Below are 12526 nucleotides of genomic sequence, written 5' to 3'. Positions count from 1 at the left end.
AGCATAGCGGTTTGCCTGGTGCGGCTGAACCGTATCGTTTGCCGGCCGGTCTACTGTTTCCATACCCGTAGAAGGAAACTGCCCATGATTGCCCGAGCGCTGGCCTGCGTGTTGTTGTCTGGCTGGCTGTGCCAGGCGGCACAGGCACGCGACTACCGCTACAGCGATGCCCACCTGCACTACGTCGACTTCTTCCAGGAGAGCGAAGGCATGCCGGCGTTGCTAAAGGCCATGGATGCCGCAGGCATCGAGCAGTCGATGATTTCCGGCATACCGGTGGCCAAGAAATGGCATGAAGACGAGCCCAAGCGCCCGCGTTATTACGCCGGTGACGATGCCGATGCCTACTGGTACAGCGCCACCGATACTTACGTGGCGGCCGCCCTGCAGCAGTTGCCGATAGAGCAGCGCAAACGCTTTCATCCGTTCCTGACGGGTTTCAACCCGGTGGACAAGAACGCTGTCAGCCATATCGAGCGCATGCTCGATATGTACCCGGGGCTGTGGGAGGGAATCGGCGAGGTTTTCACCCGTCACGATGACCTGACAGCGCTGACCAGTGGCGACACGCCGCGCGCCAACAACGAAGCCATGACGCGCATTTACCATCTGGCGGCCGAGCGGGACCTGCCGGTACTGCTGCATTCCAATATCACTTCAAAACGCGAGCGTAACCCGCTGTACCTGGCAGAGATCGAAGAGCCGCTGCGCAATCACCCGCACACGCGGTTCATCTGGGCGCACGCCGGCAGCAGCATGGAGATCCACCGGCACCAGACGCAGATGGACTTTTTGCTCCCGGTGCTGACGCGGTTGCTGGAGGATTACCCGAACCTGTATGTCGACCTGTCGTGGAGTGTGCTGCAGCCCTATCTGCTGGATGACAAGGGCGTGCCGCGCAAGGCCTGGGTGGCATTGGTCGAGCGGTACCCGGAGCGGTTCATGCTGGGGTCGGATGTGGTGGGGCGCTTTGGCAGCCTGGGGGAGCAGATGCACGGGTTCAGGCCGTTTCTGGATGCATTGCCAGAACAGGTAGCCAACAAAGTGGCCCGGGAGAATTTTCTGGCAGTGTTGCCCAAGGTTCATCAATAGCCTGTGCCGGCCTCTTCGCGGGCATGCCCACTCCCACAGGTACTGTAGAGGCTTCGGAACCTGTGGGAGCGGGCGCGCCCGCGAAGAGGCCGGTAGGCAACACAAATGAAAACGCCCCGAACCAGTCGGGGCGTTTTCGATTACCGCATCAGCGTCTTACTTGCCTTCCCAGCGCTTGAGCACCAGGGTGGCGTTGGTGCCGCCGAAGCCGAAGCTGTTGCTCATGACCGTATCGATCTTGGCGTTTTCCAAGGTTTCGCGCTGGATCGGCAGGTCGGCGACCTCCGGGTCCAGTTCGTCGATGTTGGCGGAGCCGGCGATGAAGTTGTTTTCCATCATCAGCAGGCAGTAGATCGCCTCGTGCACGCCAGCAGCGCCCAGCGAGTGACCCGACAGGCTCTTGGTCGAGCTGATCTTCGGTGCCTTGTCGCCGAATACCGCGCGAACGCCCTTGATCTCGGCAACGTCACCGACCGGGGTCGAGGTGCCGTGGGTGTTCAGGTAGTCGATCGGGGTGTCGACGGTGGACAGTGCCTGCTGCATGCAGCGGATGGCGCCTTCGCCGCTCGGGGCAACCATGTCGTAGCCATCGGAAGTCGCACCGTAGCCAACGATTTCGGCGTAGATCTTGGCGCCACGGGCCAGGGCGTGTTCCAGCTCTTCGACCACAACCATGCCGCCACCGCCAGCAATGACGAAGCCATCACGGTCGTTATCGTAGGCACGCGAGGCCAGTTCCGGGGTTTCGTTGCGCTTGGTCGACAGGGCGCCCATGGCATCGAACAGGAACGACTGGCTCCAGTGCTCTTCTTCACCGCCACCGGCGAAGACGATGTCTTGCTTGCCCCACTGGATCTGCTCCAGGGCGGTACCGATGCAGTGTGCCGAGGTGGCGCATGCCGAGGAGATCGAGTAGTTCAGGCCCTTGATCTTGAATGGGGTGGCCAGGCACGCCGAAACGGTGCTGCCCATGGTGCGGGTGACACGGTATGGGCCGACGCGCTTGACGCCTTTCTCGCGCAGGGTGTCCAGCGCTTCCATCTGGTTCAGGGTCGAGGCGCCGCCGGAGCCAGCTACCAGCCCGGTACGCGGGTTGGAAACCTGCTCTTCGGTCAGGCCTGCGTCCTTGATCGCGTCCTGCATCGCCAGGTAGGCGTACGCCGCGGCGTGGCCGACGAAGCGGTATACCTTGCGGTCGATCAGTTCTTCGAGGTTGAGGTCGATGGACCCGGAAACCTGGCTGCGCAGCCCCATTTCCTTGTATTCCGGGTTGAAACGGATACCCGGACGGCTTTTACGCAGGTTTTCGGTGACGGTAGCTTTGTCATTGCCCAGGCACGATACGATGCCCAGACCAGTGATAACGACGCGGCGCATGCGAATAACCCTTAGAAATTGTCAGTGGAAGTGAACACGCCGACCCGCAGGCCTTCGGCAGTGTAGATCTCACGGCCGTCGACGCTGACCGAGCCATCGGCGATGGCCATGTTCAGCTTGCCCTTCAGGACACGCTTGATCTGAATGTTGTAGGTGACTTTCTTGGCCTCTGGCAGTACCTGGCCGAAGAATTTCACCTCGCCCGAGCCCAGGGCGCGGCCGCGGCCCGGCAGGCCTTGCCAGCCGAGGAAGAAGCCTACCAGCTGCCACATGGCATCGAGGCCCAGGCAGCCCGGCATGACCGGATCGCCTTCGAAGTGGCAGGCGAAGAACCACAGGTCCGGGTTGATATCCAGCTCGGCGACCAATTCACCTTTGCCGTACTTGCCGCCTTCTTCGCTGATATGGGTGATGCGATCGACCATCAGCATGTTCGGCGCGGGCAGTTGCGCATTACCTGGGCCGAACAGCTCACCGCGACTGCAGCGCAGCAGGTCTTCCCGAGTAAAGGCGTGTTGTTTGGTCATGCGAGCTCCTCAATAACCCCCTGCGGCAGGGGATGAATCTTCCCGGCCGGCCTGATACGCATCGCGTTCAAGACGGCAGCCTACAGGTAGACTATTGCGTTGTGGTGAAAGTCACAGTGCACCCGGTGAAAGAAGTACAGGTGTGCACTGAAACGTCTATTTTCAGGTCCGATGATGGTCCTGTCCAGTGTTTAAGACTGCCGCACTTTAGCATTTATCGCCAGTCGCGGTTGTCTGACCGGGTAACCAGCGTTCCAGCACCTGCTGCAGCTCGGTACGGCGCAAGGGTTTGCTCAGGTAGTCGTCCATGCCAGCGGCCATGCAACGCTCGCGGTCACCCTGCATCGCATTGGCCGTCAGGGCGATGATCGGTAACCCGGTGCCGTTGGGCAATTGGCGGATACGCCGGGTGGCTTCATAGCCGTCCAGGTGCGGCAGCCGACAGTCCATCAGCACGGCGGCAAAGCGCTGGCGGCTGACCAGGTCGACGGCCTCAAGTCCATCTTCGGCTGTGCATACCGCCAGGCCCAGGCTGCGCAGCATGGCTTCGATGACGCTCTGGTTGACCGGATTGTCCTCTACCAGCAGCACCTGATCACTGCCGGGCGCCGTCGTTTTCGCGTGCGTTGGCAACGTCGGCTGGCTGGGGGGAGGGCTGGCCAGGGCCAGCGGCATCTCCAGGGTAAACGTAGAACCCAGGCCTTCGCGGCTTTCACCGCGCAGCTTGCCGCCCATGCGTTCGGCCAGGGTGCGGGCGATCGACAGGCCCAGCCCGGTGCCGCCATAACGGCGGGAGATCGAGCTGTCGGCCTGCTGGAAGGCCACGAACATCATTTCAAGGCGGTCGCTGTCGATCCCGATACCCGTGTCGCGCACACTGCAGGTGAGCCAGATCAACTGCCGGTCGAGCACCTGCCAGCGTGCTTCGACCTGAACCTGGCCGCGTTCGGTGAACTTCAGTGCGTTACCGACCAGGTTCAGCAGGATCTGGCGGATGCGCGTGGGGTCGCCGTTCACTTGCAACTGCTCGATGTCGGCCGGCAGTTGCAGGTGCAAGCCAAGGCCACGCTGCTGGGCACTGTGCTGGAACGACAGGACGCAGCTGGTAATCAGCTCACCCAGGTTGAAATTGATGTGTTCCAGCTGAAGCGCAGCGCGTTCGATGCGCGAGAAGTCGAGGATATCGTTGATGACTTTCAGCAAATGCCCGGTGGATTCGCTGGCCACTGCGGTGTAGTCGGCCTGTTCGGTACTTAGCTGCGTGGTTTCCAGCAGCTGCAGCATGCCCAGCACGCCATTCATCGGGGTGCGCAGCTCGTGACTCATCATCGCCAGGAAGTCCGATTTGGCTCGGTTGGCTTGTTCGGCTTCCTCGCGGGCCTGGATCAGCTCGGCAATGGCCTGCTTCTGTTCATCGCTGGCCTGCTCCAGGGCGTTGGCCAGGTTGTTGATATGGCGGGCCAGGTGGCCCAGCTCGCTATCATCGACCACGGGCAGCGGGGTGTTGTACTGGCCCTGCTGTATGGCCTTGACCGCATGGCCCATGTCGCTGATCGGCTTGGCCAGGCTCAGGGCCAGGCGGCGCGCCAGCAAGAAGGTGAACAGCAAGGCGAACAGCGCCAGGATGCCGGCCTTGATCACGATTTCCTGTTGGCGTTGGCTGAAGGCGTCATCGGACATGCCGACGATCACCCGGCCCAGGTAGTCATCGCCGATCGCGGGTGTGGCGGCCTTGCCCTGCTGCAGGAAGTCGCTGTCCAGGCGGATTTGCTGCAAGCGTATGGGCGCCTGGAACACCTCTACGCGCTGCGCGCGGTTGGCGCTTTCGTCGGACTGCTCGACGTACACAAGGATGTGGTTGCGGCTGTCCTGCACCTCGAGGAAGCGCACGTGCGGGATGCTGAGGGTGGCGCGCATCAGGCCTTCGAGCACCTCGTTGTTGCCCGAGATCACCCCGTACTCCGAGGCCGGGGCCAACTGGTTGGCGATCAGCTGCCCGGTGTGGTTCAGCTCCTGGCGCAGGTCCTGGATGCGCACGAAGGTGAAGAAGCTGATCAGCAGCAAGGTCAGCAGCAGGGCAGGGCCAAGGCTTATGATTTGCGTGCGGGTGTGGATGTCCCAGCTCAGGCCTTTGCTCATGGGGTGGGCTCTCCTTCGGCCAGGGCCTTGGCGGCGGCGGACGGATCGATCGGTTGCAGGCCCAGGGCGCGCGCCACCTGCTGGTTGCCACTGACGCCGAAACGGGCCGGATACAGGCTGCGCGGCCAGCGCCCCGGAGGCTGGTCGAGCAACTGGTCAAGTACTGCCAGCCAGTCCTCCTGGTCGCTGTAGGTACTGGCCAGGGCGCCGGCGCGAACAAAGCCGGCGTTCGGGCCGATCAGCGCCATCTGCCGGCCATAACTGCTCAGCAACAGGTTCTTCGCAGTCTTGGAGTTGTACAGGTCCGGGTCATCCAGGCCCAGCAGCACATCGCTGTTACCCAGCAGGTGCTGCAGGGGCCGGCTGTCACGCAGGTCGGGCCAGTCCTGGGCAATGATTTCCAGGCCCAGCGGGCGGGCCGCATGGCGCAGCTCTTCGAGCAGGAAACCACTGTGCTCGCCGTACAGCACACCAATGCGCTGGGCCTGTGGCAGCAGGTAGCGCGCCAGGCGCAGTTGCCGGGCCAACGGCGGGTCGCTCCACAGCAAGGTGAGAAACGCCGGGCGCGACTTTCCCAGGCGCTGTTCAGCCTGCACCCGGCTTATTCGCATGGCCAGGGCTGGCGGGCCGGCGTTTTCACCCAGGCGCCACTCCAGGGCAGCACTGTCGAGCAGAATCAGGCGCTGGTCGGTTTTGAGCTTGCCAGGGGGGGGCAGGTCGGCAGTGGTCTGGAAATGCACATGATCGTGCGGCCGACGGCTTTCGAGTGCGGCGACAAAGCTGCGGATGCCGGGCTGGTCTTGCGCGCCTACCAGCAGAATTTCGCTGGCGGACAAGGGCCCCAATGGCCACAGGCAAAGCAGCAACAGGCGCAGCACCAGGGCCATCAGAACGCCAGCTCCGCGCTGAAACTGAGGCGGTGGCGGCTGTCGTAGCGGTTCTGAACGGTTGTGGTCGGCTCGTCGTCCAGGCGTTGTTGCCACAGCGCCGCCAGCTCCAGGTTGCTGCCCTGCACCCGAAGGCGCTTGGCCAGGCGCAGGTCCAGGCGCTCGTAGCGGTACTGGTTGAGCGCATCGTCACCGTAGTAGAACAGCGCACTCGACCAGCCATCGCCCCATTCGCGCATCCACCCGGCCGAGCCGCTGTTGCGGGCGCTGAGGCGGCGGTCGTCGGGGTTGCTGGCCCAGGCATCGACATAGGCGTAGGTCAGGCGCAGGCGGTCACGCAGGGTGGGGCGCCAGTCCAGTTGCGCCTCGCTGCCGCTGAAACGTGCCTTGTTGGCGTTGCTGGCGATGTACTGGTTGTTGCGCAGGGGCTCGCTGATCATGCCAGTGATCTCGTCGTAGAACAGCTTCACGTCCATGCTCAAATCGAGGTCGCTGAAATAGCCGTTGTAGCCCAGTTCGCGCGAGCGCATGCGCTCCTGATCGAGGTCGCCTGGGCCGCGGGTCTTGACGAAATACTCACCGTGCTGTTGGCCGAACGCATTGGGGCTGAGGTTCTTGACCGTGTAGCTCCAGTTGATGTTGTTCTCGAACATGTCGGGCGAGCGCACCGCCTCGGAATACACCGCGCGCAGGCCATGGCGCGGGGTAATCAGGTAGTTGACCGCAACGCGCGGGGTCAGTGAGCTGCCCGACAGGCGCGAGTCTTCGAACATCGCCCCGCCCTGCAAGATCCAGTGCTCGTCGGCGCGCCATTCCAGCTGGCCGAACAGGCGCCAGGTCTGGTCGTCGATGCTGCCGTTGAAGTAGGTCTGCGAGTCGGCACGGTCATAGCGGTAGTTCATGCCGCTGAGCAGGCGCAGGCTGTCGGTCAGGCTCAGGGTATCCTGGATTTCCAGGTCGTAGCGGGTTTCACGGGTGCTCTGGTCCACATCGCCGCAGACCACGCTGCTGCCGCCTTGGTTGTTCCACTGATCCTTGATGGCATCGACCAGCGCTTGTTCTGCCGGGTTGCTGCTGGGTGGCGGGTTGTTGGCGCCGCGTGCGACCAGCTCGGCGTAATTGGGGTTCATCTGCCACAGCCGGGTCAGTTCGGGGCTGAACGACAGTGCGGCATCACAGGCCCGCCAGACCTGTTGGCGGTCGAAATGCTGTGCCGAACCCTGCACATACAGGCTGTGGTCGGGATTGAAGTCGATGTTCCAGCGCACCGACCCTGCGTAGTCCTTGGCATTGACGTCGGCATTGTCGCCGCGCTGGGTAACGTAGGGGAATACCGGCTGGTAGGTATAGGGCCGCTGGTTGCTGCCTTCTTTTGCAGCCAGTTGCCATTCCAGGGTCTGGTCGACCGCCAGGTTGTGGCTGGCACTGAGGTTGAAACGGGTCAGCCGGCGGCTGTCCCGGTAGTCCTGGCCGAACTGGTCGTGGTCGAAGCCGTCGTCCTGCTGGCCCGACAACGACAGGCGCATGTCGCCGCCATCCCAGCCGAAACCGTGGCTGGCATAGAAGTCGTTGATGCCGTCCTCGCCGCGGGTCACTTTCAATCGTGTGCCATGGCTATCGGCGGGGTTACGGGTGAGGATGTTGACCACCGCCATCAGCGCATTGGCACCGTAGCTGACCGTGTTGGGGCCGCGGAACACCTCGATGCGCTCGATGTCTTCCATGGCCAGGGGGATGTCGCTCCAGTCCACCGTGGCCAGGCCAGCCCGGTACACCGAGCGGCCATCGATCAGCACCTGCATGCGCCGCGCTTCGCTGGCGTTGCTGCCGTGGTAGTTGACCGTCGGCTGGTTGCCGGCGCCGTAGCCAATCATCATGCCCGGTACCAGGCGCAGCAGTTCGGGAATGTCGCGGGCGCCGCTGGCGCGGATCAGCTCGCTGTCGAGCACGGTCATGCTGCCCGGGACGGCCGCCGGGGATTGTTTCAGGCGCGTGGCGGTCAGAACCTGCGGCAGGTCGCTGTTGTCGATGAACAGGTCGTCGGCCATGGCCGGGCCACCGAGCAGGGCAGTCAGTATCAGCAGGCGCGGGAACGGGGGCGAGCCAGGGAACACGGGGCAGCCTTGTATCAGGATTGAAACAGGCATGGTAACTGACCTTGGCGTATTTTCCAGTGATCTGCGTCGGCTGTTCTGGCCCTTTCCTGGATGAGCCCGCTTTCACAGCGGCTGAACGCTGTGTGTACCTGTGGGGGCGGCCTTGCCCGCGAAGAGGCCAGTACTGACACTGGTTCTGTAGCAGGCGAGCCGTATAATGGCGGGGTCGCCACTTAATTTTTGGCTTTAACGGATTGGATATGACTGAACAGCAACCTGTTGCAGTTCTGGGAGGCGGCAGCTTCGGCACCGCCGTGGCGAACCTGCTGGCGGAAAACGGTGTGCCGGTGCGCCAATGGATGCGCGACCCGGCGCAGGCCGAGGCCATGCGCGTCAATCGCGAGAATCCGCGCTACCTCAAGGGCATCCGCCTGCAGGATGGCGTGGAGCCGGTCAACGATCTGCTGGCCACCTTGCAGGCGAGCGAGTTGATCTTCGTCGCGCTGCCATCAAGTGCCTTGCGCAGTGTCCTGGCGCCCCACGCCGAGCTGTTGCGGGGCAAGGGCCTGGTCAGCCTGACCAAGGGTATCGAGGCGCAGAGCTTCAAGCTGATGAGCCAGATCCTTGAAGAAATCGCCCCTGACGCCCGCATCGGGGTGCTGTCGGGCCCCAACCTGGCCCGCGAGATCGCCGAACATGCGCTGACCGCCACAGTGGTCGCCAGCGAGGACGAACAACTCTGCCAGCAAGTGCAGGATGTACTGCACGGGCGCACCTTCCGGGTCTACGCCAGCGCCGACCGCTTCGGCGTCGAACTGGGTGGGGCGCTGAAAAACGTCTACGCCATTATCGCTGGCATGGCCGTGGCCTTGGGCATGGGCGAGAACACCAAGAGCATGCTGATTACCCGGGCCCTGGCCGAGATGACCCGCTTTGCCGTCAGCCAGGGTGCCAACCCCATGACCTTCCTTGGCCTGGCCGGTGTCGGTGACCTGATCGTCACCTGCTCCTCGCCCAAGAGCCGCAACTACCAGGTGGGCCATGCGCTGGGCCAGGGGTTGAGCCTGGAACAGGCTGTCAGCCGCCTGGGCGAGGTGGCTGAAGGCGTCAACACCCTCAAGGTGCTCAAGGCCAAGGCGCAGGAGGTACAGGTGTACATGCCGCTGGTGGCGGGCTTGCATGCCATCCTGTTCGAAGGCCGCACACTGAACCAGGTGATCGAGCACCTGATGCGCGCCGAGCCCAAGACCGATGTCGATTTCATTTCCATCAGCGGTTTCAACTGAGCCCTTGGCGGCTCTGACACGAGCAAGGAGCAACACATGAACGATACGCCCGAACGCGCCCAGCGCGAGTCGATCATCCTGCGGGTGCTGTGGATGCTGGTGTTCCTGGTGGTCTGGCAACTGGCCGAATTGCTGCTCGGCGGCCTGGTGCTGGTGCAACTCATCTACCGCCTGGTGTATGGCGCGCCCAGCGCCAGCCTGATGAACTTCGGCGACAGCCTGAGCCAGTACCTGGCGCAGATCGGCCGCTATGGCAGCTTCCACACTGAGCAGAAGCCCTGGCCATTTGCCGACTGGCCAGCACCGCGTGCCCCGGAAGGCGAGGCGCCGCATGCCGTGGCACCTGCCCCGCACCCGGTGCGGGACGAGGAACCCAAGCTGTGAAGCTGTGGGTGCTGCGCCACGGTGAGGCGGAGCCGCGGGCCAATACCGACGCCGAGCGCCGCCTGACTGGCCATGGTCGCGAGCAGGTGCTGCACAGCGCTGCCCGCCTGCTGGGGCAGCCGCTGCAGGCGATTATCGCCAGCCCCTACGTGCGCGCCCAGCAAACGGCGGCGCTGGTGCATGACACGCTGGGTTTCAGGGAGCCGGTGCGTACCGTGCCCTGGTTGACGCCAGAGAGTGATGTGCAGCAGGTCATCGGCGAAATCGAGCGCCTGGGGCTGGAGCATGTACTGCTAGTCAGCCACCAGCCGCTGGTGGGGAATCTGATCGGTGCGCTGGAGCATGGTCACCAACAGCAACCAGCCGCCATGAGCACCGCCAGCCTGGCGGAGCTGGAAGGGGAGTGGCCCTTGGCTGGGCTGATGACCCTCCGAGCGATCAGCCCACCGGTGTGATTCCCCGGCAAATCGATAAGGCAACTGGCATTTTTGTCAGTTGCCGCACTTGATGGCCCCTTGCTAGCGTTGCCTCAAAGCAATCAGGCAGGGAGCAGCGGATGAGCGGTGAAATGCGGGAGCTGTTGAGTTCCCTGGACCTGCAACCCACCGTAGACAAGGTGGAGGAAGGCGTTACGCTGGACTTTGCCCAGTACAGCCTGCTGCGCGATTCGGCCGACGCCAAGCTCTACCAGTTGCTGCACAAGGTCAACCGCAACGGCAACCTGGAGCCTGCTACCAGGCAGCAAAGCGAGCGGGACCTGCGCACGCTGCAGGACGCCTGCCTGCGAGTCTCCCACCTGCTACAAACCAGTTGCCTGGCCTTGCGCCGTCTGCAACTCGACTTTCAGGACCAGCGCCTGGCCCGTGAGGCGCTGGAAAGCCAGTTGGCCTACATGCAGGCCTGCTTGCGCCGGTCTTTGGCCAGCTTCGACCGCTCGGCGTGACCTGATAGCCCTCGTTGATGACCTTTCCGAATGTTGCTGAATCGCGCCCCGATGCCGACAATGAGCCATCATCTTCCGTCCGGACCAGGCGCCATGTCGCAGCAGATCTTCTTCGCTCATGCCAACGGTTTCCCTTCGGCCACGTATGGCAAGCTGTTCGCTGCCCTGGCGCCGGACTACCAGGTGCGGCACCTGGCCCAGCACGGCCACGATCCGCGCTTTCCGGTAGACGACAACTGGCAGAGCCTGGTCGATGAGCTGCTGCATCACCTGGCGCAGCAGGACCAGCCCATCTGGGGTGTCGGGCATTCGCTGGGAGGAGTGTTGCACCTGCATGCTGCCTTGCGTCGCCCCGAGTACTACCGCGGGGTAGTGATGCTGGACTCGCCGGTGCTCACCCGTGCCGACCAGTGGCTGCTGCGCACCGCCAAGCGTTTCGGTTTCATTGACCGCATTACTCCGGCCGGCCGCACGTTGGGGCGCCGCGAAGTTTTCAATGACCGCGACAGTGCCCGGGACTATTTTGCTGGCAAGTCACTGTTTCGCCATTTTGACCCCGACTGCCTCGAAGCCTATGTAGAACATGGCCTGCAGGCGATGGAGCAGGGGCTGCAACTGCGCTTCGATCCGGCCACCGAAATCAGTATCTACCGCAGCATCCCGCACACCAGCCCCGCGCCCGCACGGCAGTTGCAGGTGCCGCTGGCCATGGTGCGCGGCGAGCGCAGCAACGTCATTCGCCGTCACCACACCCTGGCGGTGCGCGGTATGCCCAAAGGCGAATACCACAGTGTGCCCGGCGGCCACATGTTCCCGCTGGAGCGCCCGACCGACACCGCCAGCCTGATCAAGGGCCTGTTCGACCGCTGGAGCCAGGCATGAGCGCGCAGGTGCAGGAAGTGCGCCTGAGCCTGGGCCATATCGAACTGGCGGCTCACCTGTTCGGCCCCGAGGACGGGCTGCCGGTAATTGCCCTGCATGGCTGGTTGGATAACGCCAACAGTTACGCCCGCCTGGCGCCGCAACTGAAGGGCCTGCGCATCGTCGCCCTGGACCTGGCCGGGCACGGTTACTCGGAACACCGTCCGCCTGGTGCCGGCTATGCCCTGGCCGACTACGCCCACGACGTGCTGCGGGTTGCCGAGCAGCTGGGTTGGCAGCGTTTCGCCCTGTTGGGCCACTCGCTGGGCGCAATCATTTCGGTACAACTGGCCGGCGCCTTGCCCGACCGGGTCAGCCACCTGGCGTTGATCGACGGCGTCATCCCGCCGACCGGTGCCGAGCAGGACGCAGGCGAGCGCTTGGGGATGGCACTGCAAGCCCAGTTGCGGCTGGATGGCAAACGCAAGTCGGTGTACGCAACGCTGGAAGAAGGCGTGCATGCGCGGATGAAAGGCATGGTCGCGGTCAGCCGCGAGGCTGCAGAATTGCTGGCGCAACGTGGCCTGATGCCGGTACCCGGTGGCTACAGCTGGCGCAGTGACAGCCGCCTCACCCTGCCATCGCCGGTGCGCCTGAGTGAAGCCCAGGCCATGGCCCATGTGCGCCGGGTGAGTTGCCCGGCGCTGTTGGTGGTGGCCGCCGACGGCATGCTGGCGCGCCACGCCGCGTTGCTGGAGCAGCTACCCTTTGAGCAGGTAACGCTGCCCGGTGGCCATCACCTGCACCTGAATGATGAGCAGGGCGCGGCCCTTGTCGCAGACTGTATCAATAGCTTCTTTGGCTTTGCTTGACTTGCACCGGACAAGTGTCGAGGCTTGGCGGGTTGAACAGGGAGACAACCATGCAACTGCCA

At 63.6% G+C, this 12526-nt stretch carries 12 protein-coding genes; 7 read left to right on the top strand and 5 right to left on the bottom strand.

Features of this window, described 5'->3' with window-relative positions; all coding sequences use genetic code 11:
• Positions 1-84: 84 nt before the first annotated feature.
• Positions 85-1092, top strand: a complete 1008-nt coding sequence (locus E8E78_RS26265; RefSeq protein ID WP_049276007.1) for an amidohydrolase family protein — start codon at positions 85-87, stop codon at positions 1090-1092.
• Positions 1093-1248: 156 nt separating this feature from the next.
• Here the strand turns inward: E8E78_RS26265 and fabB are convergent, their stop codons facing one another.
• The 5 genes from fabB to E8E78_RS26240 all read right to left on the bottom strand — a co-directional run bounded on the left by fabB (position 1249) and on the right by E8E78_RS26240 (position 8169).
• Positions 1249-2469, bottom strand: a complete 1221-nt coding sequence (fabB, locus tag E8E78_RS26260; RefSeq protein WP_016498705.1) for a beta-ketoacyl-ACP synthase I — start codon at positions 2467-2469, stop codon at positions 1249-1251.
• An 11-nt stretch (positions 2470-2480) separates the two neighbouring features.
• Positions 2481-2996, bottom strand: a complete 516-nt coding sequence (gene fabA, locus E8E78_RS26255; RefSeq protein WP_016498706.1) for a 3-hydroxyacyl-[acyl-carrier-protein] dehydratase FabA — start codon at positions 2994-2996, stop codon at positions 2481-2483.
• Positions 2997-3203: 207 nt separating this feature from the next.
• Positions 3204-5135 carry an ATP-binding protein gene (locus E8E78_RS26250; RefSeq protein ID WP_049276008.1) on the bottom strand — a complete coding sequence of 644 codons (1932 nt, stop codon included), beginning with the start codon at positions 5133-5135 and terminating at the stop codon, positions 3204-3206.
• Entirely contained in the window at positions 5132-6022 is an 891-nt protein-coding gene (locus E8E78_RS26245) for an ABC transporter substrate-binding protein (protein WP_049276009.1), read from the bottom strand. The genes E8E78_RS26250 and E8E78_RS26245 overlap by 4 nt, the downstream gene beginning before the upstream one ends.
• Complete coding sequence (locus E8E78_RS26240; RefSeq protein ID WP_172488771.1) at positions 6022-8169, bottom strand: TonB-dependent receptor; 2148 nt, start codon at positions 8167-8169, stop codon at positions 6022-6024. The genes E8E78_RS26245 and E8E78_RS26240 overlap by 1 nt, the downstream gene beginning before the upstream one ends.
• Before the next feature lie 209 nt (positions 8170-8378).
• On the opposite strand from E8E78_RS26240, the gene E8E78_RS26235 reads away from it, so the two are divergent.
• From E8E78_RS26235 to E8E78_RS26210, 6 genes are all read left to right on the top strand, one after another.
• Entirely contained in the window at positions 8379-9404 is a 1026-nt protein-coding gene (locus tag E8E78_RS26235; protein WP_049276011.1) for an NAD(P)H-dependent glycerol-3-phosphate dehydrogenase, read from the top strand.
• Between the two features lie 36 nt (positions 9405-9440).
• A complete protein-coding gene (locus tag E8E78_RS26230; RefSeq protein WP_016498711.1) occupies positions 9441-9788 on the top strand; it encodes a DUF4389 domain-containing protein in 348 nt (115 codons plus the stop codon).
• Positions 9785-10243, top strand: coding sequence for a phosphohistidine phosphatase SixA (gene sixA, locus E8E78_RS26225; protein WP_016498712.1), 459 nt, complete (start codon positions 9785-9787; stop codon positions 10241-10243). The genes E8E78_RS26230 and sixA overlap by 4 nt, the downstream gene beginning before the upstream one ends.
• Positions 10244-10344: 101 nt before the next feature.
• Entirely contained in the window at positions 10345-10731 is a 387-nt protein-coding gene (locus E8E78_RS26220) for a hypothetical protein (protein ID WP_080889270.1), read from the top strand.
• A gap of 93 nt (positions 10732-10824) precedes the next feature.
• Positions 10825-11613 (top strand): alpha/beta hydrolase, encoded by a 789-nt coding sequence (locus tag E8E78_RS26215; protein ID WP_016498714.1) that lies wholly within the window; start codon positions 10825-10827, stop codon positions 11611-11613.
• Complete coding sequence (locus E8E78_RS26210) at positions 11610-12464, top strand: alpha/beta hydrolase (protein WP_059395948.1); 855 nt, start codon at positions 11610-11612, stop codon at positions 12462-12464. The genes E8E78_RS26215 and E8E78_RS26210 overlap by 4 nt, the downstream gene beginning before the upstream one ends.
• Positions 12465-12526: the final 62 nt, after the last annotated feature.

The sequence above is a fragment of the Pseudomonas sp. BN505 genome, assembly GCF_029873175.1.
In the GTDB taxonomy this organism is placed as follows: domain Bacteria; phylum Pseudomonadota; class Gammaproteobacteria; order Pseudomonadales; family Pseudomonadaceae; genus Aquipseudomonas; species Aquipseudomonas putida.
This window is presented reverse-complemented; position numbering and strand designations above follow the sequence as displayed.